Origin of the sequence: Cronobacter malonaticus LMG 23826 (assembly GCF_001277215.2) — a bacterium.
Lineage (GTDB): Bacteria > Pseudomonadota > Gammaproteobacteria > Enterobacterales > Enterobacteriaceae > Cronobacter > Cronobacter malonaticus.
Map to the genome: position 1 here is coordinate 3,171,199 of NZ_CP013940.1, position 25,221 is coordinate 3,196,419.

The window sequence follows — 25,221 nt, forward strand, 5'->3', positions numbered from 1 at the left end:
ACAATAGGTTAACCGTTTTTTTACTTCGGAGCGCCGATGCACGCCCTTCACACTTCTTTCCCGCCCGTGTTTGACGGCCATAACGATCTGCTGCTGCGCCTGTGGCTGCGCGCGGAGGCCGAGCCTGTCGGGGCGGTATTCAGCGGCCTTGAAGGCGGCCATCTGGATTATCCCCGGATGCGCCAGGGCGGCTTTGCCGGCGGGCTGTTCGCGGTGTTTGTGCCGCCGCCGGAGTATGTCGCGCAGATGCGTAATCTGCCGCTGGCGGATGCCGAAACGATGCACGATCCGCTCGCCATCACGCAGGCGCAGATTGGGCTGTTTCACGCGATGGCGCAGGCCTCCGGCGGGAAAATGCGCGTCTGCCGGACGGTGGCGGATATCGAGCAGTGCATGGCGGATGACGTGGTGGCGCTGGTGTTGCATATCGAAGGCGCGCAGGCGATCGACGCCCAACTGGAGCCGCTCGACGCCCTGCTCGCGCAGGGCGTGCGCAGCATCGGGCCGTTCTGGAACACGCCGAACGTTTTTGGCGAAGGGGTCAGCGGGCCGTTTCCCAGCTCGCCGGATACCGGCGCCGGGTTAACGCCTGCGGGTAAAGCGCTCATCCGCGCCTGTCGCGAACGCCATGTGCTGGTGGATGTTTCGCATATGAATCAGAAAGCGTTTTTCGATACCGCGGCCATCGGCGGCGGGCCGCTGGTGGCGACCCACTCCAACGCGCACGCGCTCTGCGCGCAGCCGCGCAACCTCACCGATGAGCAACTCTCGGCCATTAAGGCCAGCGACGGTCTGGTCGGCGTGAACTTCGGCACCGCCTTTCTGCGCGCCGACGGACAACGCAACGGCGATACGCCCTTATCCGAAATTGTTACGCACGTTGAGTATCTGATTACTAAACTGGGTGAAGACCGGGTGGCGTTCGGATCGGATTTCGACGGCATCAGCCTGCCGGATGCGATGGGCGACGTCACCGGTTTACCGCGTCTGATACAGGCGCTGGCAGCGGCAGGTTTCGACGCGCCGCTGCTGGAAAAGCTCGCCTGGCGCAACTGGTTGCGCGTGCTCAGGCTCGCCTGGGGAGAATCGCAATAAATGGATAAGCATTTAAGTTGCGATCTCGATCACATTTACGCAACATAAGCGCGCCGGTAATCGGTTTCACCAGGATGGTAAAAAACCATCCGTTATATGAGGAGTAAGACTATGACCAAGTGGACTAAACCTGCGTTTGTTGACCTGCGCCTGGGTCTGGAAGTGACCCTGTACATTTCCAACCGTTAATCGCCTGTGCCCGCGGCTTCGCGGGCACCTTTTCTCTTTTCCTTTCCGGTTCTGCACATGCAAATCAAAGTTCTCGGCTCGGCGGCGGGCGGCGGTTTCCCTCAGTGGAACTGCAACTGCGCCAATTGCCAGGGCGTGCGTAACGGCACGATGAAAACGTCCGCGCGTACCCAGTCTTCCATCGCCGTCAGCGATGACGGGAAAAACTGGGTGCTGTGCAACGTCTCGCCCGACATTTGCCACCAGCTTCTCGCCTCACCCGAATTGCATAATCCCGGGGTGCTGCGCGGCACCGGCATCGGCGCGATTATTCTCACCGACAGCCAGATAGACCACAGCGCGGGATTACTCAATTTACGTGAAGGCTGCCCGCACCACGTCTGGTGTACGCCGGAAGTGCATGACGATCTCTGCACCGGCTTTCCGGTCTTCCCGATGCTCTCCCACTGGAACGGCGGGCTGATTCATCACTCGATTGCGCCGCTGTCGCGCTTTCAGGTGCGGGTCTGCCCTGGCGTCTTTTTCACCGCCATTCCGCTGCTGAGCAACGCGCCGCCCTACTCGCCGTACCGCGACCGCCCGCTACCGGGCCATAACGTCGCGCTGTTTATCGAAGAAGAAGGCGGCAAAAGCCTGCTCTATGCGCCGGGCCTCGGCGAGCCGGACGACGCCATTCTGCCGTGGCTTGAGCGCGCAGACGTGCTGCTGATTGACGGCACGCTGTGGCGCGACAACGAGCTTGCCGCCACCGGCGTCGGCCATAACACCGGCAAAGCGATGGGCCATCTGGCGCTGTCGGAAGAACAGGGGCTGGCGGCCTTACTGGCGCGCCTGCCCGCGGAGCGCAAAATTCTCATTCATATCAACAATACCAACCCGATCCTCAACGAGGAGTCCCCGGAGCGCCAGTCCCTGCAACAGCAGGGTATCGAGGTGAGCCACGACGGGATGGTAATCGCGCTATAAGAGGCTTTATGACCGAGCAACGACTGCTGACGCCCGACGAGTTCGAAGCGGCGCTGCGCGCGAAAGGCGCGTTCTATCACATTCACCACCCTTATCACATCGCCATGCATAACGGCGAGGCGACCCGCGAGCAGATCCAGGGCTGGGTGGCGAACCGGTTTTATTACCAGACCAGCATTCCCATCAAGGACGCCGCCATTATGGCGAACTGTCCGCACCCGGAAGTGCGCCGCCAGTGGGTGCAGCGCATTCTCGACCACGACGGCTATGACGGCAGCGAAGGCGGCATTGAAGCCTGGCTGCGTCTTGGCGAGGCGGTCGGGCTGTCGCGCGAGTCGCTGCTCTCTGAAGAGCGCGTGCTGCCGGGCGTGCGCTTCGCGGTGGACGCCTATGTAAACTTCGCCCGCCGCGCCTGCTGGGAAGAGGCCGCGTGCAGTTCGCTGACCGAGCTGTTCGCCCCGCAGATCCATCAGGCGCGTCTCGACAGCTGGCCGCAGCACTACACCTGGATTGAAGCGGAAGGCTATGACTACTTCCGCAGCCGCTTAAGCCAGGCACGCCGCGACGTCGAACACGGGCTTTCGCTCGCACTCGAATACTGCAACACGATGGAGCGCCAGCAGCGAATGCTGGAGATTTTGCAGTTTAAGCTCGACATCCTCTGGAGCATGCTCGACGCCATGACCATGGCCTATACGCTGGACAGAGCGCCTTATCACACCGTCACCCGCGAGGCGGTGTGGCACAAACGGAGACTGGTCTGATGCAGCCTGAACGCCATCATATTCCGCAATTTCGCCGCGGCTACCGCCTGCAATGGGAAGAGGCGCAGAACACGCATGTGATCCTCTACCCGGAAGGCATGGCGAAGCTGAACGAAAGCGCCGCCGCCATTCTGCAACTGGTGGACGGCCAGCAGACCGCGGGCGCGATAATCGACACGCTGGAAGCGCGCTTTCCGGAAGCCGCCCCGCTGACCGACGATGTGCTGGGCTTTCTGGGCCTCGCGTATCAACAAAAGTGGGTGATTTTCCGTGAGTGACGCGAAACCCGTAAACCCGCCGCTGTGGCTGCTGGCGGAGCTGACCTACCGCTGCCCGCTGCAATGCCCGTATTGCTCAAACCCGCTCGATTTCGCCGCCCAGGAGAATGAGCTGACGACGGAGCAGTGGATTGACGTGTTTCGCCAGGCGCGCGCCATGGGCGCGGTGCAGCTCGGGTTTTCCGGCGGCGAGCCGCTGGTGCGTAAAGATCTGCCGGAGCTTATCGCCGCCGCGCGCGGCATGGGCTTTTACACCAATCTGATCACGTCCGGCATCGGCCTTACCGAGAAAAAACTCCAGACCTTCGCCGACGCCGGGCTGGATCATATTCAGATAAGCTTCCAGGCGAGCGACGAGACGCTGAACGCGGCGCTGGCGGGTAACGAAAAAGCGTTCCACCAGAAGCTCGCGATGGCGAAAGCGGTAAAAGCGCTCGGCTACCCGATGGTGCTGAACTTCGTGCTGCACCGCCACAACATCGACCAGATCGACCGCATTATCGAGCTCGCCATTCAGCTTGACGCGGACGATGTGGAGCTGGCTATCTGCCAGTTTTACGGCTGGGCGCACCTGAACCGCGAAGGGCTGCTGCCGACCCGCGAGCAGATCGCGCGCGCCGAGGAGGTGGTGAAACACTACCGCGAGAAGATGGCCGACACCGGCAATCTCGCTAACCTGCTGTTTGTAACGCCGGACTATTACGAAGAGCGCCCGAAAGGCTGCATGGGCGGCTGGGGCGCGATTTTCCTCTCCGTCACGCCGGAAGGCACCGCGCTGCCGTGCCACAGCGCGCGCCAGCTGCCGGTGAAATTCCCGTCGGTGCTGGAGCAGTCGCTGTCGCATATCTGGTATGAGTCGTTCGGGTTTAACCGCTACCGCGGCAACGACTGGATGCCGGAGCCGTGCCGCTCCTGCCCGGAAAAAGAGCAGGATTTCGGCGGCTGTCGCTGCCAGGCGTTTATGCTGACCGGCGATGCGGCCAACGCCGACCCGGTATGCAGTAAATCGCCGCACCACGGCACGATCCTCGCCGCGCGCGAGGCGGCCAACCGCACGCAGATGGGCATTGGCGACCTGCGGTTTCGCAACCGCGCCAACTCACAACTCATTTTCAAAACGCCGCAATGATCCAAACGCGCAGGCTTGAGAGCGGTATCACGATCACGCTTATCCACCAGCCGCAGGCCACGCAGGCCGCGGCGCTGTGGCGCGTGAACGCGGGCAGCCTGCACGAACCGGATGACTGGCCGGGGCTCGCGCATCTGCTGGAGCATATGCTGTTTCGCGAAAGCGAGGGCTACCGGGATGACAAGCGCCTGATGCGCTGGGTGCCGGACCAGGGCGGGCGGCTTAACGCCTCCACCCGGCTGTGCCAGACCGCGTTTTTCTTTGAAGTGCCTGCGCAGGCGCTCGCGCCCGGGTTTGCGCGCCTGACGGATATGCTCGCCGCCCCCTGCTTTACGCCAGCGGCGCTGATGCAGGAGGCGCAGGTGATCGACGCCGAATACCGGCTGCTGGCGCAGGACGCCGCCACCCGGCGCGAGGCGGCGCTGCTGGCGTTAATGGCGGGCGATGCGCGTCTCACGCGGCTGCGCATCGGCAATAAGAGAGCTTTTGGCGAAGATCCGGCGCGGCTGCGCGCGGCACTGACAGCCTTTCACGAGCAGCACTATCATGCCGGGAACCTGCACCTGTGGCTCTGCGGCCCGCAATCGCTGGAGACGCTGGAGAAGCTTGCCTGCGAGGCCGCCGCGCGTATCCGGCCGGGGGTGGTCGCGCCGCTCGCGATCGACGCCCGCACGGGCGCATCGGGCGCGCTGGCGCAACCGGGTTTTGCACAGCTGGAACTGAGCTTTTTGCTGCCTGCTGACGTGCGCCCGGCGCTGCGCATGCTGGAGCAGTGCCTGCACAGCGAAGCGCCCGGCGGGCTGATGGCCGCGCTGCGCGCGCAGACGCTCGCCGATGACGCCACGCTTGAGGCCGATGCGCTGGATGACGACACGCTCTGGCTGCGGTTTTCTTTCGCGCTCGCCAGTGACGCCGTGAACCCGGCGCACGTGGAGGCGCTGGTGCGCCAGTGGATAGCGGCGCTTGCCGCGCTGCCGGAGGACGCGCTGTCGCCGCTACTGCGCCTCGCCGACGAAGACGTTAATGCGCTCGCGCCGATGGACGCGCTGCGTGCCCGCGCGTTCGGCCTGCCGCCGGTGGAAGGCCACGCGCTGCGCCCGCTGCTGGCAACGCTCCTGGCCCAGCGCCCGACGCGCCTGTGGCTCTCTCCTGAAGTACACGGCGCGCCGGTAACGACCCAGGGGCTGACGCTCACGACGGGCGATTTCCCGGCTGCGCCGGATGACGCGCCGCCTGCGCCATCCTTTGCGCCCGCGCCGCACTTTCCGCCGCCGCTTTCCGTGGCGCTGCCGGGCGACAGCGCGCCGCTGGCATGGCGGCCGGAAGCAGAGAGCATCACGCTGACGCTTGAACCCGCGCCGGGCACGCGGGTCAGCGATCGTCGCGGCATGGAGCTGCTCGCGCGTCTGCGTCCGCTGTGCGACCGGGCGCGCTTGAGCGGCGGCGCGCTGCGCGTCGGGACTGTTGAGGGGCGCTGGCGCATCGCGCTTTGCGGCGACGAGGCGCTGATGATGATGCTGGTGACCGAGATGATGACGTACCTCTGGGAGCCGGATGATCGCTACAGCGCCGAAGCCGGAAGGCTGGCGGCGCGCGCGCAGGCGCAGGAAGATCAGGCCATCGCGGTACGCCGGTTGCTGGCGCAGCTTCCCCGCGAGCTGCTGATGGCGTCAGGCGGGCCCAGAGCGCAGGCGTGGCAGGCCACGCTCGACGGCGGCGGCCCGCTGCTGCGCGACGCGCTCGCGCGCCGCTTAAGCGATTTCCCCTTCCCGCTCGTCACCCCGAAGCCGCCGCGCCCGCTGCCCGCGCCGCACCGTTTTACCCTGCCCGCGAACGGCACCGACAGCGCCCTGCTCCTTTTCGTGCCGCTTGCGGCATCACAGCGCGAGGCCGTCACCGCGCTTCACGCCCCGTTTTTCCAGCATATGCGGGTGGAGAAAAATATCGGTTACGTGGCGCAGTGCCAGTGGCACGCCTGCGCAGGCTACGAAGGGCTGCTGGCGCTGTTGCAGTCGCCGCATCTGTCACCAGATGCGCTGTTGCACGAAACCACCGCGTTTTTTGAAGGCCAGAGTGAGGCGTGGCGCGCCGTTACGCAAAAAGCGTGGGTGGGCAGCGTGGCGGGAGAAGGCGCGGAGCGATAACTTAATATAATTCTGAATAATATATTCCGATCCCCCCCAAAAAACTTCGTCGATGACGAATAAGCCCCCCCTTTTTATTGTTCTTTAATTATTGATCTACATCATGAGCTTACTTAATAAAGCAATCAAAATAGTTCCAGAAAATTTGGAGTTGCAAATATTACCCATCAAACACAATCACCATGCTTTTATTTTTAAGCTATATAATTCACACAGGAAATAACAATGAGGTATTATCATAAACCACGTATTTTTAGTTTAACCGGCTCTGTCGGCACATGTGGCTCAAATAACTCCGAGGATGTTGCAAAGATTCAAGAAAACATTATTGAGGCTGGGTACAGTCGGAACACTGGCCGCAGTATAAAGCGTGATGGTAAATGCTCTGCTGACACGATAGAGGCTATCAGATGGTATCAGCGACTTTTGAATATTTCTGTTACTGGCCTGGTTAATCCCACGGATATCTGGTTTGTTGAGGCTATGGAGAATGCTTCTTCTTCGAGACGAAACCATTCAAGCAACGGCGTGTTGTCAGTAAAAGAAGGGCAACTTACGTTTGATTATGAAGGCATAGATTATATTACTGCCGTTGATCCTTTCCGACAGCCAACTCGTATGCCATGCTTTTCTCGTATATTACATCATCCCAGCATTGGTTCAGGTGTAACGATAGGCCGAGGCTATGATATGAAAAAGAGAAGCGCAGGTGAAATATTATTTACTTTAAGACTGGCTGGGATCGAAGAATATAAATCGCAGATTTGTGCTAAAGCCTCTTTTTTATCTGGTAAAAAAGCCGCCTCTTTTATTGAGCTTTATGGACCACTGGTTGGTGAGATAACACATCAACAGCAAATAAGGCTTTTTGAATTATCTTATAAGGAAAAAAAGGATTATGCAAAAAACGTTTATAACCGTAGCGTTGCTAATATAAAAAATGCACTTAGCTGGGAACAGATTGAGCTAAGGATTCGCGACGTATTTGTAGATACAATTTACCAGGGAAATAACACCGCGAATGAAATGTCAATAATTATAGCTAAAGGCCAAAGCAGAAGTGATATTATAGACTATCTTCGCAATGACATTTATCAGAAAAAAGACGCTCAAAGACTGGCCCTAAGGCTGAGGTATCTTCAGTGAAAAGATTCTTATTTTTAATCAGTTTATGCTCGTTATACGTGACAGCCGCAGCGACGCCTCTTCACCACCCGGACGTTGAGCGCTGCATAAAACAGTATGGTGAAAACAGTGATGAATGCCTGGGCACGCTAAACGATCGTTCTCAGAGAGCGTTAAAGAATGCTTTTGAGGCGAAACTCAGCGAGATTAACGCTTTCGATTTTACCCGATGGTGGAGAGGCACTCAGGCGCAAAAAGACCAGATGATTTCCACGCTTAAGAAGAATCAGGCGGCCTGGCTGTCGTACCGGGATGACTATTGCGGGCTGGTGACAACCGCCGATCAAGGAACCCATGCCTTCAGCGAGAATATGCTGAGTTGCATCCTGAATATGAATAGCGAACGGGAAAAAGCGTTATCGGCGATTCAGCCTGCCCCGGCAGAATAATGGCGCTTTGTTGATTGGGTAAATCTAAAAAGAAAACGCATTTCTAAGGAACGGAAATGAAAAAACGCCTCTTTATCGCCTTACTCTGGCCGCTGGTTTCGCAGGCCGCGCCAGACGAGTTGCCCGCGCCCGTGCGGGCCGCCGTGCAGTTTAACCAGTGGTACGTTGCGGCGTTAAGCCAGGGCAAAGCGCCGCTGAGCGATTATGCCGGGCTGAGCCGTTATGTTACGTCCGGCACCCTTCAAAAACTTAAAGCGCAGGCGGCCCTGGATCCTAATGAATATGACGTCCCGGACGTGGATATGTTTATCAAAGCGCAGGGCGTGGGCGATGACTGGCAGCAGATAACCGCCGTCGCCAGCGATGTCGATGCGGCCTGCGAGCAGGTCTATATCGCGTTTGGCGCAAAACAGGATCACATGGTGATTGATTGCATGGTCAAAGAAGGGAATGCCTGGAAAGTGCAGTCAGTGGCGAATGTGGCGTTTTCGCGTAATCTCCCCCGTGCGTCGCCATGATAAAACCGCCTCCGCAGAGGCGGTTTCGCAGGCTTATTTCTTAAGATCCACTTGATAAAAAATATGTTTGCCGAACGGATCGACTTCATAACCGGTAACGTTTTTGCGTACCGGCTCGAAGATCGTCGAGTGGGCGATCATCACGGCGGGCATTTGATCGTGCATCATCTGCTGCGCCTCACGATAGAGCGCTTCACGCTTCGGCCGATCTCTGGTGGCTTTCGCCTCGCTGATGAGCTTATCGAACGGCGCATAGCACCACTTCGCGGAATTCGAGCCGCCGTTGGCGGACTGACAGGTAAAGAGCGGGCCGAAGAAGTTATCCGGGTCTCCGGTCGCGGTCGTCCAGCCCATCAGCGCCGCCTGATGCTCGCCGCCTTTCACGCGTTTTAAATATTCGCCCCACTCATAGGTGACGATGTGCGCCTTGACGCCGATTTTCGCCCAGTCGGCCTGGATCATCTCCGCCATGCGTTTGGCGTTCGGGTTATAGGGCCGCTGCACCGGCATCGCCCAGAGATCGATGCTGAAGCCATCCGGCATCCCCGCCGCTTTCAGCAGCGCTTTGGCCTGCTCCGGCGCGTAGTCGTAATCTTTAAGCCCCTGATCCGCGCTCCAGACGCCCGGCGGCAGGAGGTTTTTCGCGGCCGTCCCGGTGCCCTGGAAAACGGCGTTAATGATCGCGGGCTTGTTGATGGCCATCGCCAGCGCCTGGCGCACTTTGACGTTATCGAGCGGCGGTTTCTGGGTGTTAAACGCAAGGAAACCGGTATTCAGCCCCGATTTGCTCATCAGCGTGAGATCCGGGTTCTGCTTCATGCGCGGCAGATCCGCCGGGTTGGGGAACGGCATCACCTGGCACTCGTTTTTCTCAAGTTTGGCGTAGCGCACCGAGGCGTCCGGGGTGATGCTGAACACCAGCCGGTCGAGCTTCGCTTTGCCCTGCCAGTACTGGTCAAACGCCGTAAACAGGATGCGTGAATCTTTCTGGTACTGCGCGAGTTTAAACGGCCCGGTGCCGATCGGATCCATGTCCACCCGCTCCGGCGTGCCGGCTTTCAGCATCGCATCGGCATATTCCGCCGACAGAATTGACGCGAAATACCAGCCGAGATCCGCCACGAACGGCGCCTCCGGGTGGGCCAGCGTAAAGCGCACGGTGTGGTCATCCACTTTATCGATAGCTGTGATGAGCTTGCCGAACTCCAGACTTTCAAAGTTGGAGTAGTTGCCGTTCGAGACGTTGTGATACGGGTGTTTCGGATCCTTCTGGCGCATAAACGAGAAGATGACGTCGTCGGCGTTGAAATCGCGCGTCGGTTTGAAATATTTGTTGCTCTGGAATTTCACGCCCTTGCGCAGATGGAAGGTGTATGTTTTACCGTCGTCGCTGACCTCCCAGCGCTCCGCCAGGCTCGGCACAAGTTCGGTGGTGCCGGTTTTAAAATCCACCAGGCGGTTATAGACCGGCACGGCGCTGGCATCGACGCTGGTGCCGGAGGTATACAACTGCGGGTTAAAGTTCTCCGGCGAGCCCTCAGAGCAATACACCAGCGTGCTCGCGCCTGCCGCGGCGCTGGTGGTAAGGGCGGCGAGCGCCAGCGCGTGAATCGTGTGCTTGCTAATCATCGTAATTCCTTTATGTTTTTTATTTCGTGCCAAAGGATTCTGATTCTTTGTCACTTCATCAATAACATTAAAAGCACAACGCAAACACCTGATAACACAAATAAAGAAGGATCCACCATGCCATCACCGCTCGGCAGTCAATTAACCCGCCGCTTTTTTCGCTACCTGGCAATCACCAGCCAGAGTGATGCGTCCGCCACCACGCTGCCCAGCACGCCGGGCCAGCACGAGATGGCACGCGCCCTCGCCGGGGAGCTGCAAACACTGGGCCTCACGCAAGTTGTTATTGATGAACACGCGACCGTCACCGCCGTGAAAAAGGGCACGGTGCCGGGCGCGCCGCGCATCGGTTTTATCACGCATATCGACACTGTGGACGTCGGATTGTCACCGGAGATTCATCCACAGATCCTGACGTTTACCGGTGAAGATCTCTGCCTGAACGCCAGAGAAGATATCTGGCTGCGGGTGGCAGAACACCCGGAGATAACCGCTTACCCGAACGAAGAGATTATTTTCAGCGACGGCACCAGTGTGCTCGGCGCGGATAACAAAGCGGCGGTGACGGTGGTGATGACGCTGCTGGAGAACCTGACGCCTGAGATGCGCCACGGCGATATTGTTGTAGCGTTTGTGCCGGACGAAGAGATTGGCCTGCGCGGCGCGAAGGCGCTGGATCTCGCGTGTTTTGACGTGGATTTCGCCTATACCATCGACTGCTGCGAGCTGGGCGAAGTGGTGTATGAGAACTTTAACGCGGCGCAGGCGGAGATCCGCTTTACCGGCGTGACGGCGCACCCGATGGCCTCGAAAGGCGTGCTGGTGAACCCGCTGCTGATGGCGACCGATTTTATCAGCCACTTCGACCGCCAGGAGACGCCGGAGCACACCGCCGGGCGCGAAGGCTATGTGTGGTTTAACGGCATGCAGGCGAGCCAGAACAGCGCGACGCTGAACGCCAGCATCCGCGATTTCGACCTCCAGGCCTTTGAGCGCCGTAAACAGCAGCTGCATGACGTGGCGCAGAAAATCGCCGCCGCGCACCCGACCGCGAAAGTGGAAATCGCCATCAGCGACGTTTACAGCAATATCAGCAATGCGATTGGCGACGACCGCCGCCCGATTGACCTGATTTACCAGGCGCTGGAGGCGCTCGACATTGCGCCGAAAACCATTCCGATGCGCGGCGGCACCGACGGCGCGGCGCTCTCCGCGAAAGGCCTGTTAACGCCGAACTTTTTTACCGGCGCGCATAACTTCCATTCGCGCTTTGAGTTTCTGCCGGTGAAATCGTTTGAGGCGTCGTATAACGTGGCGCTGAAGATCTGTTTGCTGGCGGCGGCGTAACTTCAGATACTTAAGATGACGCAGGCCTGACCCGGTTCACGCCGCGGTTGCCTGCTTCATACCCCAAAAACGTGCCGTTTAACGCATCGATGTAAAACCGCACCGGCGTAGAAAAGACAAAATCCATCCAGGCGCCGGTTTCTGCCATACCGTCGTCGAGCGTCGACACAATAAAACAGGGCGTTTCATCAAGCCGGCCTTTCGTTACCGTCAGGTTTTTCTCATTCCAGCTTAAGCGATACTGTTTCGCACAGGCTTTTGCGATGCGCAGGGCTTCGTATTTACTGATCACTGTTGCAGACCATCCAAACCTTATCGGGTTATATACTATGCCAGGCCGTGCGGGTTGCCGTCACGTTGTTTCAACGTGTTATATAGCGCCTGCATGTTCGATTATTCCTGAATGACAGCCAGCCCTTGCCCCGTTGTAAATGTTGATTGGTACTGACGCGCGTCTTTCGCGTTGATAACGGTCGCAATCAGCACTGTATAAGATTTTCCTGCAACGAAGTGAAACCCTTTAACGGGTAAACACTCCACGTCGGCAACCCAAACCGGGTGAGCAACGTCATAATGAATAATAGTGCTGGAGGGCTTAGCGCTTTCCATGATTTCCATCCAGTCGAGCCTTTCGCCCTGTTGTGCCGGCACGCGGATGCAAATATTTCCCCTGTCCGCTGTCACGCTGGCCGTATGCCTCGGCGGCAACGTGACACAGCCTGCCAGCATAAAGAACAATACCGAGGTACAGAGGCCTCTTCGGATCATGCGCGCTTTCTTCCGTAAATGATTTTTTCTGCCCTGCGCCACATACAAAGGCCGGGAGACGCCGGCTTTATCAGTTGCAGTCGGTTGATTGCCCATAAAGCCAGTGGCCCGCCTTTGCGGATTCAGCAAGCATACGCAGCGTTAATAGCGCTGGCGCAACGCGCTTTACGCGCATTGAGGCGGGAAGCAGAAGCTTCATAATATTTATTAAATCACTATGCCCCAGCCAACTGAAAATATAAAAAGCATTCATAAGATGTATAACCGATTCCATTAACGGCATCCGCTAATAGCATTAGCATTGAATGCTTAACGGTATAATAGCCTTTTAAAGAATGACAGGAATCATATTTCTGTTCACTCCCGCTGCCTACCATCCCGGGAATAACGGATTGTCAGGCAGGCAGGGAGAAAAATATGCCAAAACGTCATTACCCTAATCCGAGGGTATTCAGACTCACAGGTTCGGTTGGCTTCTGTGGAACGAATAATCCGGATGAAGTTAAAACACTGCAAAAACTCATCGCCGATGCGGGTTACAGTCAAACGACGGGGAGATACATTACCGTAAATGGACGCTGTGATTTGCAAACGCAGGAGGCCATTTACTGGTATCAGCGCTTACTGAATATGAAACCATCCGGGCTGATTCATCCGATTGATTACTGGTTTATGCATGCCCTGCATGAAGCCACGACGCCCCGCTGGCGGCCACGGCATGTCGCAGGGCCCCTTATTGTCCGGCAAGGCCAGACGACGTTTGACAGTGAAGGCGTGGATTACATCACCGCCGTTGCGCCTTTCAGACAACCAAAACATCAGCTGCAATTTTCGAGGATACTCCACCATCCCAGGTTTGAGTCTGGTGTAACGCTTGGGCGAGGGTTTGATATGAAGAAGCGCAGCGCCGGCGAAATACTCGCTACGCTGCGACACGCAGATATTGAGGAATATAAGGCTGTCATTTGCTCTAAAGCCGCTTATCTGACCGGACGAGAAGCGGAGACGTTTGTTCAATTTTATGGGCCTCTGGTAGGCGAGATTACGCATCAGCAACAAATTCGGTTATTTGAAATCGCGTATCAGGAAAAGGTCATATATGCTAAGGAGGTTTATGACCGACATGTCCGTCATTTAAATATACCGAATGCGTTACCCTGGAGCGGCATTGATACCGTGATTAGAGATACATTTATCGACACCATTTTTCAGGGTAATGTTACCGCAAAAGAGATGGTGGCAATTATAGCGAAAGGCGGTAGCAGGAATGAAATCATTACTTATCTTCGAAATGACGTAAGCTCAAGACGCGACGCGCAAAGAACACAAATAAGAATAAGGAATCTGCAAAAATGAAGAGGATCCTGGCAATAATCCCGTTGTTAATGATAGCTACCGCTTCGCTGGCGGCAGATGAAAAAGACATTACTTCTGATAACGCCGTCGACCAGTGCTTAGATAAGTATTACGAGTTCAGCAGCGAGTGTCTGGAAGATCTCAACGATAAAACCGAAGCCGAACTCAAAAAGGCGTATGAGACGAAGCTTAAATCGCTGGAGCGTGTTGATTACACCAAATGGTGGATGGGCGATGAAGACCGTAAAAAAAGGATGATTGAGGCCTTTCGCAAAAGCCAGCGTGACTGGCTGACCTACCGGGACGGTTACTGCGACGTAGCGACTACCGCAGCCCAGGGTACTCACTTTCTCGGTGCGGCGTCGGTAGGCTGTAACATCAATATGAACAAACGGCGCATCAAAGAGATACAGTTGACAGAGGTTGAGATGAAACGGTGAAGGATTATGAAGGAACGCTACCCCAACGGAGCCTGATAAAAAGATGAAATTAATAAAGGCACTTCTCATCGCGATGCCTTTTATTCCTGCTGCCGCACAGGCCGTTTCTTTTCAGTTTGGTAAAGAACTCGCTCCCTGCTTTTCTCTGCCGGAATATGCAGAAGACGGGAAAAGCCAGTCAGAGTGCAAAGCGCAGGCGAAAGAACGTTCTGATGAGGCGCTCAGTAAAGCCATTGAACGGCTCTATAAAACGGTTGATAACAATTATGACGTTCCCTTCAAATTAAACGATTTGGGAGGCGTGACGATGAGCGCCGTCTTCCGGGAAAGGTTTGCGCGCTCACAGGCGCTCTGGCTGCAATCCAGAGAGGCATTCTGTGCGGCGCGCGCTTCTCTTGTCGGGGAATGGGCACCCACGCAGTACGACCTTGAAACTCAGTGTGTTATCGACATGAATCATGCACGGCAGCATGAGATTGAAAGTCTGTACGGGCTAAGCCCCTGATAATTACGCTCTCTACAGACTGCATGTAACGCGGAGATAAAGGATAAAAGTAAAGGAATTACCGCAATGAAAAAAATCATTTTTATCATTTCTGCGCTGCTGGTCAGCCACGCTTCGCTGGCGGCTGAGACAGCAAACGTAATAAGAAACGACGAAGTGAAAGCCTGCGAAGATCAATATGGCGACGAGAACAGCGAATGCTTAGGCGACATTGATGATAAATCCACCGGGGCGCTCAATAAGGCTTATGCGGACAAGCTTAAAGAGATGGAGAACTTTGATTACACCAAATGGTGGATGGGCGATGAAGACCGCAAAAAACGGATTATTGAATTATTCAAAAGAAGCCAGGCCGAATGGCTCAGATATCGTGATGATTATTGCGTCGTTGCAGTGGCAGAAGCAGCGAGCACGCACTACCTGGGGAATGCCGCCACGGCCTATAATATCAATATGAACAGACAGCGTATTAAATAGATAAAAACCTTTTAAATCAATTACACTCTTTATTCCTGAGGGTTAATCAAACCCTATCGTTAATATTCACACTACCATAAAATTCAATAAACATGCTACTTTTATATCACAAAATCAAAATTAAATTTCATCAATCTCTTATTGTTTTAATTGGATATTATTTAATACATTTTTTAAAAAATGAATATTACAAAGCTCATAAAAGCACACAAATTAAATTCCATTAGTATTTTAATGCATATTTCTATTGATGAACCTTTTCAATCACACCTAACCTATCACTCAAGCTTCATATTCATATAAGATACTGATTAAAAACAATTTTAATTTGTGATCTGTGACACATTATTAAATTTAATTTATCAGTTAAATAATAGCATTAACTCTCGTATGAACGATATAAAGTCTCAGCCGCTTGATTTGCTTGATATTCAGCATAACTGCCCTCCTTTTGGAGGATGGAGCAAAAAAATGAAAATAGGTACTCAGGAACAAAAGAAACGATTTATTGGTACATTGCTTACTGATTTAGCTGAGGATAACTTGGCAATTTTTGCAGGAGCTGGCCTCTCTGCACCGGCAGGTTTTGTCAGCTGGAAAGAATTACTTCGACCTATAGCTGAAGATTTAGAGCTTGAAATTGAAAAAGAAACTGATTTAGTTGCTTTGGCTCAATATCATTGCAATGCAAATCTAGCGAATCGCGGGAAACTCAATCAATTATTAATAAACAAACTAGCAGAAGATGTTGAAATAAGTGAAAACCATAAAATACTTGCCAGGCTTCCAATATCTACTTATTGGACAACAAATTATGATAAGCTAATTGAGAAGTCGTTAACTGAAGCCGGGAAGATCGCAGACATAAAATACAGAGTCAAACAATTGAGTTTTACTAAAAGAGGTAGAGATGCCGTTGTTTACAAAATGCATGGAGATATAGATAATCCTGACGAAGCCATTATAACTAAAGATGATTACGAAACCTATCACGTAAAAATGCAGCAATTTATTAACGCATTAAGTGGAGATCTTGTTTCCAAAACCTTTTTATTTTTAGGATTTAGTTTTACAGATCCTAATCTTGATTATATCCTTAGTCGAGTTAGAATTGCTTATTCAAATGATCAAAGACAACATTATTGTATCCAAAAGATTGTTGTACCGATAGCCGGAGAATCTCAAGCTGATACTGAATACAGAAAAAGAAAACAAGAACTTTTTATTCAAGATTTACTTCGATTCGGCATTAAAACTTATCTCGTGCCAGATTATTCAGAAATAACAACTATTCTTCGTCATCTAGAATGGTCATACAGAAGAAAAACAATTTTTATATCTGGTTCTGCATATGAATATGGAAAATGGAAACCAGAAGACGCTCAACATTTTATTTATAGTTTATCAAAAGAAATCAGCAGTTTAGGTTTTCGAATTGTGTCCGGATTTGGATTAGGAGTAGGCAGTTCTGTCATTACAGGAGTATTAGAAAATGTATATATGGGTGGCAGAAGATTAGATTCAGAGCAACTTATTCTAAGACCTTTCCCCCAATATGAAGTTGGTAAAAGGCCACTTTCTCAAATCTGGGAACAGTACCGTACAGATATGATTTCTTATGCAGGGATAGCAATTTTCGTTTTCGGAAATAAAATTATAGACGGAAATGTCGTTTTAGCTGATGGTTTAATAAAAGAGTTTGAAATCGCCAAAAGAAGCGGTTTATTATTAATCCCTATAGGAGCTACTAATTATGCTTCAAAATTTATATATGACCAGCTTTCGCAAGAGGATTATTTCAACAGTCCTAACTTCCCCAACGAGTCATTAGAGGATATAAAAAAACTAAATGATAATAGTCTAGATCTTAAAGATATCAAAGATATTTTAATCAAAATATTAAAGTTTATTAAATAAGGATAAAAAATGACTAAACGCAATTGTTTCTATAGTTTTCACTATTTACCTGATAATTGGCGAGTAGCTACAGTACGTAATATTGGCGCTATAGATGGCAATAAACCAACTTCGGATAATAATTGGGAAACAATAAAAAAAGGAGGAGACACGGCTATAAAAGAATGGATCGCGAACGAAATGTCTGGTAAGTCTTGTATTGTTGTACTTGTTGGTAGCGATACAGCTAATCGCAAGTGGATTAACCATGAAATTATTAAAGGTTGGAATGATGGAAAAGGTGTTGTTGGTATATATATCAATGGCTTGAAAGATAGCAATGGTAATACTTCATCAAAAGGTAATAATCCTTTTGATTATATTAATTATGGTGACACAGGAAAGAAACTATCAACTATAGTTAAGTGTTATAATCCATCAGGTTCGACGAGCCAAGAAAAATATGATTGGATAAAACAAAATTTAGCTGCTGCAGTCGAAGAAGCCATTGAGATTAGAAATAATAATTAGCTTCAATGATTAAAAGAGACTTTTAGTCTCTTTTAATCAGACACTTTATAAAGTATTTATTGAATTTGATATTTGCGAGGTATCAACCGCAAATGCTTTGTTGTGTACATCACGCCCCTATTAATCAATAAAAAAATTCATCTAATCTTTATTATCATTCTATTATCTAGATATTTAACTGTTCTTCAGGAACAATTAAAAATCAAAGGTGTTTAAAACAACCTTAGAGAATTTTTAAAGAAGTGGTGCCGATAATAGGAGTCGAACCTACGACCTTCGCATTACGAATGCGAAGTTTTTATATTTTAACTGCTTGAACAACCATCAGAAATCACAAATTTATCATTTTAAATCATAATATTAAAACAAAAAACCTGTTGATGTAAATTGATGAGTGTTGATGTTTATCCTTTCAATTTACTTACACCAGCCGTTACATTACTGTAAACCGTAATCCCCAACAGGAACCCTAAAAATGGCGCTTTCAAGACAAAAACTAACCTTCGAACGAATTCGAAGATTTACTTTACCTGAAGGGAAAAACCAAGTTTTCCTTTGGGATACGGACGTAACAAGCTTGGCATGTCGAGCAACTCGTGGAGCAAAAGCCTTTGTATTCCAAAGCCTGTATGCGGGAAAAACCCTTCGCATGACCATTGGCAACATTAACGATTGGAAGATTGATGATGCGAGGGCCGAAGCCAGGCGACTGCAAACATTAATCGATACTGGGATAGATCCGCGTATAGCTAAGGCGGAAAAAATTGCTGAAGCGGAATCACAGCAGGCTGAATCTCGTAAAACGAAGGCAACCTTTTCAAGCGCTTGGGAAGATTATCTTGATGAATTGAGAACCGGAATCAGCGCAAAAACTAAACGCCCCTACTCTGCACGCTACATTGCCGATCACGTTAACTTGTCCAGTCGTGGAGGCGAAAGTAAAAAAAGAGGCCGGGGCCCAACCTCACCTGGGCCACTGGCTAGCCTGCTCGACCGACCATTATCAGAACTAACACCAGAGAACATTGCCGAATGGCTAAGTACAGAGAGACAAAATCGGCCTACCGTCACTGCTCATGCCTACCGTCTGTTGCGTGCATTCATCAAATGGGCTAATTACCAGAAAAAATATCAGGGAATAATCCATGGCGATCTTGCACAAGATCATAACGTGAGAAAAATGGTTCCAATATCAGCGAGCAAAGCGGGAGATTGCTTACAAAAAGAACAGCTCAAAAGCTGGTTCAGTGCCGTGCGTAGCCTCAATAATCCCATTGCATCAGCCTATCTCCAAGTGCTTTTGCTCACCGGTGCACGGCGTGAAGAAATTTCCTCACTTCGCTGGTCTGACATAGATTTCAAATGGTCAAGCATGAGAATTAAAGACAAGATCGAAGGCGAGCGAATTATCCCCCTCACTCCCTATGTTTCTGACTTGTTACGCTCACTGATGGAGATCCCCAATCGTGGTACAAACGAGGAGAATTGGGTTTTCAGAAGTAACAGCAAAAGTGGCAAAATTATTGAACCGCGTTCAGCACATAATAGAGCATTAACTCGCGCGGAGTTACCACATATCAGCTTGCACGGATTGCGCCGTAGTTTTGGGACCCTCGCTGAATGGGTCGAAGTACCAACAGGTATTGTTGCGCAGATTATGGGCCATAAGCCTAGCGCTCTTGCTGAAAAGCACTATCGCCGCCGTCCATTAGATTTGCTAAGAAAATGGCATGAAAAAGTTGAATTATGGATCTTAGAAGAAGCAAAAATAAAAAACAACGTTGATAAGCGTTGATTTTATCAAATATCAACAACTTACATAAAATCACATGTGTTGACAGAAATTTTTTTTCAGTTATCTTTTATTACTGCTAACTACATTCACTCACTAAGCAGGAGATTAACTACAGTGACTAACCCAATAACTGTATCAAGAGAAGACCGAAGTGCGGAAATCAGAGCGAGATGGGGTTTACATCCGACTAAAAACAAAAGTTCTAATTTTTGGGAAACAACAATTCAGCGTTTTAATAATAGTAGTACTGACCGAATACTACCTCTTTGGCACCGTGTTTCAAAACTTTTAGTTGCTATTAGGAATGTAGTCAATACTATAACATGCCCTTTTCCACCAAAGGGGAATACTTCCCGCTCACGCCGAAGTTCAACAACGTCATCAAAAAACTCATCATCATCTTCATCGGATGGTAGTAGTAGCGACCCCGATCCCGATAGAGACCCCATATTCACCCCTTTTCATTTCATTCTTTCATCTCTGTTAAAAACAATGATCGTCTTATTTGCCCACATATCAAATGTTGGGGTGATGAAATGAGCGATATCAAACATCAAAAACCCTCTCAGTCACAACTAATTTCTACCCGCGAGTTAGCTAATATTATTGGCTATGAAGTACAAACTATTCGAGCTTGGCTTTGCAAAGACAAACTGCCTAATGGTTTACCGCGACCGAAGAAAATTAAAAACCGACATTATTGGTCACGTAAAGACATTGATAGATACCTATTAACCTTCTCAGTATATAGTAACTAATAGAGGCCTCCCCCGGCTATTCTAAAGAATAGCCGGGTTAGTTAATACAAACCATCCATTAACAATGGGGGGAGATTAATACTATTTATCACATCTCACATTAACACAATTCAAGGTCACATATGAAAAAACGCATCACTTTCAGCGTAAACAATAGTTCTACTATTGATGCAATTGACGACTATAGCAATGCAAAAGGATACTCCAGGTCAGAGGTGATATCATTTTTATTAAACGCCACAGTCCCAGCATTGAATAAAATAACATCGCAATATCATATAGCTCAAACTTTGGAGTCAACATTAGGCTGTATTTTTGAAGAGAAGGCCCCGTCAATAGCACGGGGGGAGCCAAAATTAACTTACGAAGAGTTTTTTCATTCCGTCTGGAACACTCACATTCGACACCGGAACGAGGTTATCGACCAGAATTTTTATGCACACAAAATATCTCATGATAAGATGGGGAAGAGTGAAAAAAAATTAATTCATGAAAAGCTCACATACATTATAAAAAGCTTCAATGTAAAAAAAGCAATTTTTATTTACACAGATCGGCGCGTGAACCACAAACATCTAATTGCAGGAGGGTTGTCAAATATCATACTGATAAAGGAAACAGTTTACGATGGTTGTTTTTTTGATTTGAGCAGCATTGTGATTATGCCAATCTTTGAACTTATTACATTTGGAATTGAAGAGGTATTGAAAAGAAATAAAATCCACCATAAACAATCATGCTATTGCTGGATACCAATTTATTACACAAATGATCTAGCGGTAATGGTCCCGGTGATTGCCGAAGGCGATACACCTCAAAAGGCGATGAAAGGAGGAGATGCCATCATTATTAACCCCTTTAACGGTGAAGTAAACCATACTTTCTGATACCAATGTTAAGCATAACCACTTAGTTGCATACATCTCGACAGTATGGAGTTAGTACCTAATAGCTTGATGAGGGTAAAAGATGCCTACTAACAAAGCAAAATCAAAGAAAATTCTAGGAAGGCCTGAAGGAAGTAAATATTACCATTTAATTCAGAGTGAGAAGGCTAAGCATTACTCTCAATCCAAGGTGGCAAAGATCTTAGGAATAAGTATTTCCACGGTAAAAAGACACTGGGATAACGGCATCTTTGGGTGATTATAATTGCAGAGTTGCTTTTTAAGTATTTTACTGCATGGGTAATGGGTTGATAACAAGTTTTATTGTTGGAAAGGTATTATATAACAGTCATTACTATTAATAGTTAATTAATATAACTAACCACAGACATTCAGCTATGTCTGATCATTTTACTGTATACGGCTATCATAAGCCGTAGGGCTAACTACAGGATCGAAGCATGGAATTATATCATGGTTCCCATGGTGAGCATGTGCTCGCCTATAAAAAACATATTGAACGAGTCGTCAATGATGCTATCAGTGAATTCCCTAGAACGATGGCGTTACGTGTTGATGTTCATTATCCACCCATTTTAGACAGAGGTGACACTGTTTGCTGTTTTCCTAATCTAGAGCCTGGTGCTATATCCCGTTTCCGTAATGCGTTAAATGCAATGCTGGAGGCCAATGAGAAAGCCAGAGCAGCTAACGGTAAACGAATTTATCCAAACCGTGTTCGTCACGTTTGGGTACGTGAGTTTTCCGAAGAAGGAAAATGCCACTTTCATCTTGGTCTTTTTTTTAATAAAGATGCTTATTACCATTTGGGTGATTATGAGACTGAAAGCAATTTACGAATGATGATTGTAAGAGCATGGTATAGCGCACTGGGATTGGAACTGGATGATTATCCGGGATTGGTTCACTACCCTGAAAATTGTCGTTATATATTAGACGTCAATGATTTTAACTTTGAAGGAGAATACAATAAATTACTGAATCGTCTCGACTACCTAGCTAAACTCGATACAAAAGCTTATGGAGATGGCGACCGTAGCTTCGGCTGCAGTCGCGGGTAATTTATTTTTTTCAGCAATGGCCTTTCTTATGGATGGAAAGGCCAGACCTTATATATCAAGACGATGGTGAGCGATAAAGTATTGTTTTCAAATAATCATCTGTTGCAGTAAACTCAGGGAGTTGGCCATTCATGGCCTGTGTTAGTGGAATAATCTTTGTCCTGACTCCCATCCCCTGAAATCAACGTAACCATAATCACGTAAGACTTCCATGATAATCGTATTACGTGGTGAACGCTGACCTGCAACCATCTTTTCAACCGACATCGAATTATTCAGCGCCCCTGGGCTAATAACTTCAAATCGATTGCTATACAAGCCAATCTCTATCTCAACAAAGCGTGTCCAGTCGCGATGAGCCAGTGCAGTCACTGCGAACTGTCGCTCAAGGCGATTCGGGATAACTATGTGTTCATGACCACCACGTTTATATCGGTGGGTAGGCTGCTGATAACTCACCAGACCCAGTTCTTTCATGAGCTTTCCGGCAAGCCAGCGTCCCATTTTAAAGCCTCTCAGGGTTGCCATAATCGCGATACTTCTTGCGCCAGCAGAACCATGACTGATGTTATGCAGCTCCAGAACCTGACTGCGTAACACAGCTCGCCTGCCATCTGGCTTTTCGAGGCTTTTTCCCCAGTATTTGTAGCTGCTGCGATGAACCCCGAACACGTGGCAAAGTGTGACCACAGGATACTGCGCTCTGAGTTTCCCGATTAACGAGAATTGTTCAGGGAGTCTGACATCAAGAGCGCGGTAGCCTTTTTTAATATGTCGTTTTCCATTTCAATGCGTTGTATTTTTTTCTTCAGCTCACGTATTTCAATCTGCTCCGGGGTTATAGGAAAGGCTTTAGGTATTTTGCCCTGTCGTTCATCCCGCAACTGCTTTACCCATCGCGTCATGGTAGAAAGGCCGACATCCATAGCACTGGCCGCAGCTGCAACGGTGTAGTTCTGATCAAGGACCAGTTGAGCGGATTCGCGTTTAAACTCTGCGCTGAAATTTCTTTTTTTCATTGAGGCACCTGTAATGTTCTGAGGTGAGCATATCACCTCTGTTCAGGTGGCCAAATTCAGTAAACCACTTCAATTCGATTGCGTTAGTGGTGTAGATAACCTTGCGGATCGCCTCCGAATACACGAAGAAGGTGGCAACATTCGGCCAGTTTGCCCGCCAGCTGCGACTTATCTGCGGGTACCGTGCATCCCATTCCTTCCCGAACGCATCCAGCGCCTGCAACGCGCCTTCTTCCGTGGCTGCGCGGTAAACCTGTTTCAGGTCACGGGTTACCGCTTTATAGTCTTTCCACGCCAAGAACCGCAGGCTGTTGCGTGCCATGTGTACTATGCACAACTGGATCTGCGTCTCCGGGTAGACGGCATTAATCGCTTCCGGGAAGCCTTTCAGGCCGTCCATACAGGCGATAAGGATATCGTTCAGCCCGCGATTTTTCAGTTCCGTCAGTACATTCAGCCAGAACTTTGCACCTTCATTTTCGGCCAGCCACATACCAGGCAGCTCTTTCTGACCATCAAGGTTAATACCCAGAGCCAGGAACACCGCTCTGTTGATAACCCGGCTGTCCTGCCGTACTTTCAGGACAATACAGTCAAGATAAACAATGGGATAAATCGCATCCAGAGGACGGTTTTGCCATTCTACAACCTGGTCGATTGCGGCATCGGTGACTTTCGATATCAGCGCCGGAGAGACGTCTGCATCGTACATTTCTTTGAAGACTGAGGTAATTTCGCGGGTAGTCATCCCTCTGGCATACAGCGCCAGGATCTGGTTGTCCATGCCGGTAATGCGGGTCTGATTTTTCTTCACCAGTTGTGGTTCGAAGGAACCATCACGATCACGTGGAGTACGTAATTCCATCGGCCCGTCGGTAGTGGTGACGGTTTTCGTGGAATAGCCATTACGGGAGTTGGTTCCCGATTTGGGCTGATTTTTTTCATGTCCCAGATGGTGAGTCAGTTCAGCGTTGAGAGCAGCCTCAACACTGATTTTCTTGAGCAGGCGATCGAACTGACTGAGATCTTCAGGGGTTTTGAGATTTTTGGCCAGTTCGTTAGCCAGAGCCTGCAATTGTTTGTCGTCCATAATTTAACCTTCATTTGATGTTGAATTGAACATATCAAAATCAGGCAATTACATAAATCTATGTACAGGCTCGCACCTGGGCTTGCCTGACTGACCGCAGGCCGGCGACGACAAGGTGGAAAAGTTCGGCGTGTGGCTCTGGCGGCAACGATCCCGCGAAGGGCGGACGGTGCTTGAGCTGTTGAACGTAAGCATGCGGGCAAACCGTCTTGCGCGACTATGCCGGATGCCACCTATGCGGCAGCAGCTCTGCAATCTCACTAGCTCGCTGCGTCGGCAACCGTCTCAGCACATCCTTGAGATAGGCATACGGATCGTGCCCATTATTACGGGCCGACTGGATCAAACTCATGATCGGAACAGCGCGCTTGAGCATGCGAACCCGCGCCGAGCATTTGAGAAGGCAACGGGATGAACGCTGGCTGGATAGCCGTGGTTTTCTGGGTAAGCAGGCGAATCCATTTGTGGACGAGGTTGGCATTGAGGCTGTAGCCCAAGGCGATGTTTGCGATGGAGGCACCGGGTTCAGAACACTCCTGAATGACCTGAGCCTTGAAAGATTTGCTGTAGGTACGGCGCTGAGGGCGCATGGAAAATCCGCTTGATGGGCCATGGCCTTCGGCGGCGGTGTCGGGAAGGTGTGTTGGCCGGACGGATACTGTTGAACTACGTTGTCTGGGGCAACGGAAGTGTTTCGGCCCGACTCTGGAACGCGATCCGCAGCGACGACTGGGCAATTCCGCACGTTGGCCTGAGCAGCCTCGGGGAAATCGTCGTCTGGGCGCGCCCAGACGAGTTTCCGCCAAGGAACATGCAGACAAGCAAGGGGCTGCGGGCACTCGGCTACAACGTGAGGATCGGTGTTTGATCGAGGCGCCTGTGGCACACGCAGGCTGACGAGCCAGGCGCTGTCCATTGCCTGATCAGGCCGCCCCCCTGTGCCTTGCCTGAGCAGTTGACCTGCATCAATGGGGCGGGAGAACG

25 protein-coding genes and 4 pseudogenes are annotated in these 25,221 nt (G+C 50.7%); 21 read left to right on the forward strand and 8 right to left on the reverse strand.

From position 1 onward, the window contains the following. Positions 1 to 36: 36 nt before the first annotated feature. The 10 genes from AFK66_RS14905 to AFK66_RS14945 all read left to right on the forward strand — a co-directional run bounded on the left by AFK66_RS14905 (position 37) and on the right by AFK66_RS14945 (position 8,657). Positions 37 to 1,095 carry a dipeptidase gene (locus AFK66_RS14905; RefSeq protein ID WP_032983603.1) on the forward strand — a complete coding sequence of 353 codons (1,059 nt, stop codon included), beginning with the start codon at positions 37 to 39 and terminating at the stop codon, positions 1,093 to 1,095. 111 nt (positions 1,096 to 1,206) lie between these two features. Continuing rightward, on the forward strand, positions 1,207 to 1,284 hold the full coding sequence (pqqA, locus tag AFK66_RS21585; protein WP_004387125.1) for a pyrroloquinoline quinone precursor peptide PqqA: 78 nt from the start codon (positions 1,207 to 1,209) through the stop codon (positions 1,282 to 1,284). Positions 1,285 to 1,341: 57 nt separating this feature from the next. Next, complete coding sequence (pqqB, locus tag AFK66_RS14910) at positions 1,342 to 2,250, forward strand: pyrroloquinoline quinone biosynthesis protein PqqB (RefSeq protein WP_007781049.1); 909 nt, start codon at positions 1,342 to 1,344, stop codon at positions 2,248 to 2,250. Between the two features lie 8 nt (positions 2,251 to 2,258). Beyond that, a complete protein-coding gene (gene pqqC, locus AFK66_RS14915; RefSeq protein ID WP_007781046.1) occupies positions 2,259 to 3,014 on the forward strand; it encodes a pyrroloquinoline-quinone synthase PqqC in 756 nt (251 codons plus the stop codon). Further along, a complete protein-coding gene (pqqD, locus tag AFK66_RS14920) occupies positions 3,014 to 3,292 on the forward strand; it encodes a pyrroloquinoline quinone biosynthesis peptide chaperone PqqD (RefSeq protein ID WP_004387128.1) in 279 nt (92 codons plus the stop codon). The genes pqqC and pqqD overlap by 1 nt, the downstream gene beginning before the upstream one ends. Next, complete coding sequence (pqqE, locus tag AFK66_RS14925) at positions 3,285 to 4,421, forward strand: pyrroloquinoline quinone biosynthesis protein PqqE (protein ID WP_023899304.1); 1,137 nt, start codon at positions 3,285 to 3,287, stop codon at positions 4,419 to 4,421. The genes pqqD and pqqE overlap by 8 nt, the downstream gene beginning before the upstream one ends. After that, positions 4,418 to 6,565 carry a pyrroloquinoline quinone biosynthesis protein PqqF gene (pqqF, locus tag AFK66_RS14930; protein WP_023899305.1) on the forward strand — a complete coding sequence of 716 codons (2,148 nt, stop codon included), beginning with the start codon at positions 4,418 to 4,420 and terminating at the stop codon, positions 6,563 to 6,565. Before pqqE ends, pqqF begins: the two co-directional genes overlap by 4 nt. Positions 6,566 to 6,790: 225 nt before the next feature. After that, entirely contained in the window at positions 6,791 to 7,711 is a 921-nt protein-coding gene (locus AFK66_RS14935; RefSeq protein WP_023899306.1) for a peptidoglycan-binding protein, read from the forward strand. Next, positions 7,708 to 8,139 carry a lysozyme inhibitor LprI family protein gene (locus tag AFK66_RS21590; protein WP_069955923.1) on the forward strand — a complete coding sequence of 144 codons (432 nt, stop codon included), beginning with the start codon at positions 7,708 to 7,710 and terminating at the stop codon, positions 8,137 to 8,139. The genes AFK66_RS14935 and AFK66_RS21590 overlap by 4 nt, the downstream gene beginning before the upstream one ends. A 56-nt stretch (positions 8,140 to 8,195) precedes the next feature. After that, the gene (locus AFK66_RS14945) at positions 8,196 to 8,657 is read left to right on the forward strand and encodes a DUF3828 domain-containing protein (RefSeq protein WP_023899308.1); all 462 of its coding nucleotides are present in this window, start codon (positions 8,196 to 8,198) and stop codon (positions 8,655 to 8,657) included. A gap of 33 nt (positions 8,658 to 8,690) precedes the next feature. Here the strand turns inward: AFK66_RS14945 and AFK66_RS14950 are convergent, their stop codons facing one another. Continuing rightward, entirely contained in the window at positions 8,691 to 10,286 is a 1,596-nt protein-coding gene (locus AFK66_RS14950; protein ID WP_007777959.1) for an ABC transporter substrate-binding protein, read from the reverse strand. Positions 10,287 to 10,403: 117 nt separating this feature from the next. On the opposite strand from AFK66_RS14950, the gene pepT reads away from it, so the two are divergent. Next, positions 10,404 to 11,633, forward strand: a complete 1,230-nt coding sequence (gene pepT, locus AFK66_RS14955) for a peptidase T (protein ID WP_007777961.1) — start codon at positions 10,404 to 10,406, stop codon at positions 11,631 to 11,633. A gap of 10 nt (positions 11,634 to 11,643) precedes the next feature. Here pepT and AFK66_RS14960 read toward each other — a convergent pair whose 3' ends face one another. From AFK66_RS14960 to AFK66_RS23190, 3 genes are all read right to left on the reverse strand, one after another. Then, positions 11,644 to 11,925 (reverse strand): hypothetical protein, encoded by a 282-nt coding sequence (locus AFK66_RS14960; RefSeq protein ID WP_007777964.1) that lies wholly within the window; start codon positions 11,923 to 11,925, stop codon positions 11,644 to 11,646. A 101-nt stretch (positions 11,926 to 12,026) separates the two neighbouring features. Further along, positions 12,027 to 12,497 (reverse strand): putative T6SS immunity periplasmic lipoprotein, encoded by a 471-nt coding sequence (locus AFK66_RS23055; RefSeq protein ID WP_007777966.1) that lies wholly within the window; start codon positions 12,495 to 12,497, stop codon positions 12,027 to 12,029. Continuing rightward, positions 12,472 to 12,684 carry a DUF1493 family protein gene (locus AFK66_RS23190; RefSeq protein ID WP_071603059.1) on the reverse strand — a complete coding sequence of 71 codons (213 nt, stop codon included), beginning with the start codon at positions 12,682 to 12,684 and terminating at the stop codon, positions 12,472 to 12,474. Before AFK66_RS23190 ends, AFK66_RS23055 begins: the two co-directional genes overlap by 26 nt. Positions 12,685 to 12,818: 134 nt before the next feature. On the opposite strand from AFK66_RS23190, the gene AFK66_RS14970 reads away from it, so the two are divergent. From AFK66_RS14970 to AFK66_RS21615, 9 genes and pseudogenes are all read left to right on the forward strand, one after another. Next, complete coding sequence (locus AFK66_RS14970) at positions 12,819 to 13,757, forward strand: peptidoglycan-binding protein (RefSeq protein WP_007777971.1); 939 nt, start codon at positions 12,819 to 12,821, stop codon at positions 13,755 to 13,757. Next, positions 13,754 to 14,197 (forward strand): lysozyme inhibitor LprI family protein, encoded by a 444-nt coding sequence (locus AFK66_RS14975; RefSeq protein ID WP_014729520.1) that lies wholly within the window; start codon positions 13,754 to 13,756, stop codon positions 14,195 to 14,197. The genes AFK66_RS14970 and AFK66_RS14975 overlap by 4 nt, the downstream gene beginning before the upstream one ends. Positions 14,198 to 14,240: 43 nt before the next feature. Beyond that, positions 14,241 to 14,702, forward strand: coding sequence for a lysozyme inhibitor LprI family protein (locus AFK66_RS14980; protein WP_007777976.1), 462 nt, complete (start codon positions 14,241 to 14,243; stop codon positions 14,700 to 14,702). Positions 14,703 to 14,768: 66 nt separating this feature from the next. Then, the gene (locus tag AFK66_RS14985) at positions 14,769 to 15,179 is read left to right on the forward strand and encodes a lysozyme inhibitor LprI family protein (protein ID WP_023899314.1); all 411 of its coding nucleotides are present in this window, start codon (positions 14,769 to 14,771) and stop codon (positions 15,177 to 15,179) included. A 471-nt stretch (positions 15,180 to 15,650) separates the two neighbouring features. Further along, the gene (locus tag AFK66_RS14990; protein WP_007780460.1) at positions 15,651 to 17,096 is read left to right on the forward strand and encodes an SIR2 family protein; all 1,446 of its coding nucleotides are present in this window, start codon (positions 15,651 to 15,653) and stop codon (positions 17,094 to 17,096) included. Positions 17,097 to 17,105: 9 nt separating this feature from the next. Beyond that, positions 17,106 to 17,606, forward strand: a complete 501-nt coding sequence (locus tag AFK66_RS21600) for a TIR domain-containing protein (protein ID WP_071603060.1) — start codon at positions 17,106 to 17,108, stop codon at positions 17,604 to 17,606. 400 nt (positions 17,607 to 18,006) lie between these two features. Next, positions 18,007 to 19,401 (forward strand): annotated as a pseudogene (locus AFK66_RS15000) (tyrosine-type recombinase/integrase). An 880-nt stretch (positions 19,402 to 20,281) separates the two neighbouring features. After that, positions 20,282 to 21,046, forward strand: a complete 765-nt coding sequence (locus AFK66_RS15005; protein ID WP_016246899.1) for a hypothetical protein — start codon at positions 20,282 to 20,284, stop codon at positions 21,044 to 21,046. Positions 21,047 to 21,507: 461 nt separating this feature from the next. Further along, positions 21,508 to 22,128, forward strand: a complete 621-nt coding sequence (locus AFK66_RS21615) for an inovirus Gp2 family protein (RefSeq protein WP_071601457.1) — start codon at positions 21,508 to 21,510, stop codon at positions 22,126 to 22,128. A 141-nt stretch (positions 22,129 to 22,269) separates the two neighbouring features. On the opposite strand, the pseudogene AFK66_RS22050 reads toward AFK66_RS21615, so the two are convergent. The 4 genes and pseudogenes from AFK66_RS22050 to AFK66_RS22450 all read right to left on the reverse strand — a co-directional run bounded on the left by AFK66_RS22050 (position 22,270) and on the right by AFK66_RS22450 (position 24,827). Next, a pseudogene (locus AFK66_RS22050) lies at positions 22,270 to 23,147 on the reverse strand (transposase). A gap of 73 nt (positions 23,148 to 23,220) precedes the next feature. Further along, positions 23,221 to 24,237, reverse strand: a pseudogene (locus AFK66_RS15020) (IS256 family transposase); the annotation flags it as partial. A gap of 217 nt (positions 24,238 to 24,454) precedes the next feature. Further along, positions 24,455 to 24,619, reverse strand: a pseudogene (locus AFK66_RS22445) (transposase domain-containing protein); the annotation flags it as partial. After that, entirely contained in the window at positions 24,564 to 24,827 is a 264-nt protein-coding gene (locus AFK66_RS22450; protein WP_071601456.1) for a transposase, read from the reverse strand. The gene AFK66_RS22450 and the pseudogene AFK66_RS22445, both read right to left, overlap by 56 nt. Before the next feature lie 14 nt (positions 24,828 to 24,841). Here AFK66_RS22450 and AFK66_RS22455 point away from each other — a divergent pair, with 14 nt between their 5' ends. Continuing rightward, positions 24,842 to 25,105: a hypothetical protein gene (locus AFK66_RS22455; RefSeq protein ID WP_001295708.1), complete on the forward strand. Its 264-nt coding sequence runs from the start codon at positions 24,842 to 24,844 to the stop codon at positions 25,103 to 25,105. Positions 25,106 to 25,221 lie beyond the last annotated feature (116 nt).

What these genes read in the sequence shown, in the direction of transcription:
- AFK66_RS14905 (WP_032983603.1), top strand. Translation starts at nt 37, where the DNA reads ATGCACGCCCTTCACACTTCTTTCCCGCCCGTGTTTGACGGCCATAAC.
- pqqA (WP_004387125.1), top strand. Translation starts at nt 1,207, where the DNA reads ATGACCAAGTGGACTAAACCTGCGTTTGTTGACCTGCGCCTGGGTCTG.
- pqqB (WP_007781049.1), top strand. Translation starts at nt 1,342, where the DNA reads ATGCAAATCAAAGTTCTCGGCTCGGCGGCGGGCGGCGGTTTCCCTCAG.
- pqqC (WP_007781046.1), top strand. Translation starts at nt 2,259, where the DNA reads ATGACCGAGCAACGACTGCTGACGCCCGACGAGTTCGAAGCGGCGCTG.
- pqqD (WP_004387128.1), top strand. Translation starts at nt 3,014, where the DNA reads ATGCAGCCTGAACGCCATCATATTCCGCAATTTCGCCGCGGCTACCGC.
- pqqF (WP_023899305.1), top strand. Translation starts at nt 4,418, where the DNA reads ATGATCCAAACGCGCAGGCTTGAGAGCGGTATCACGATCACGCTTATC.
- AFK66_RS14935 (WP_023899306.1), top strand. Translation starts at nt 6,791, where the DNA reads ATGAGGTATTATCATAAACCACGTATTTTTAGTTTAACCGGCTCTGTC.
- AFK66_RS14945 (WP_023899308.1), top strand. Translation starts at nt 8,196, where the DNA reads ATGAAAAAACGCCTCTTTATCGCCTTACTCTGGCCGCTGGTTTCGCAG.
- AFK66_RS14950 (WP_007777959.1), bottom strand. Translation starts at nt 10,286, where the DNA reads ATGATTAGCAAGCACACGATTCACGCGCTGGCGCTCGCCGCCCTTACC.
- pepT (WP_007777961.1), top strand. Translation starts at nt 10,404, where the DNA reads ATGCCATCACCGCTCGGCAGTCAATTAACCCGCCGCTTTTTTCGCTAC.
- AFK66_RS23055 (WP_007777966.1), bottom strand. Translation starts at nt 12,497, where the DNA reads ATGGGCAATCAACCGACTGCAACTGATAAAGCCGGCGTCTCCCGGCCT.
- AFK66_RS23190 (WP_071603059.1), bottom strand. Translation starts at nt 12,684, where the DNA reads ATGCCGTTAATGGAATCGGTTATACATCTTATGAATGCTTTTTATATT.
- AFK66_RS14970 (WP_007777971.1), top strand. Translation starts at nt 12,819, where the DNA reads ATGCCAAAACGTCATTACCCTAATCCGAGGGTATTCAGACTCACAGGT.
- AFK66_RS14975 (WP_014729520.1), top strand. Translation starts at nt 13,754, where the DNA reads ATGAAGAGGATCCTGGCAATAATCCCGTTGTTAATGATAGCTACCGCT.
- AFK66_RS14980 (WP_007777976.1), top strand. Translation starts at nt 14,241, where the DNA reads ATGAAATTAATAAAGGCACTTCTCATCGCGATGCCTTTTATTCCTGCT.
- AFK66_RS14985 (WP_023899314.1), top strand. Translation starts at nt 14,769, where the DNA reads ATGAAAAAAATCATTTTTATCATTTCTGCGCTGCTGGTCAGCCACGCT.
- AFK66_RS14990 (WP_007780460.1), top strand. Translation starts at nt 15,651, where the DNA reads ATGAAAATAGGTACTCAGGAACAAAAGAAACGATTTATTGGTACATTG.
- AFK66_RS21600 (WP_071603060.1), top strand. Translation starts at nt 17,106, where the DNA reads ATGACTAAACGCAATTGTTTCTATAGTTTTCACTATTTACCTGATAAT.
- AFK66_RS15005 (WP_016246899.1), top strand. Translation starts at nt 20,282, where the DNA reads ATGAAAAAACGCATCACTTTCAGCGTAAACAATAGTTCTACTATTGAT.
- AFK66_RS21615 (WP_071601457.1), top strand. Translation starts at nt 21,508, where the DNA reads ATGGAATTATATCATGGTTCCCATGGTGAGCATGTGCTCGCCTATAAA.
- AFK66_RS22450 (WP_071601456.1), bottom strand. Translation starts at nt 24,827, where the DNA reads ATGCGCCCTCAGCGCCGTACCTACAGCAAATCTTTCAAGGCTCAGGTC.
- AFK66_RS22455 (WP_001295708.1), top strand. Translation starts at nt 24,842, where the DNA reads ATGGGCCATGGCCTTCGGCGGCGGTGTCGGGAAGGTGTGTTGGCCGGA.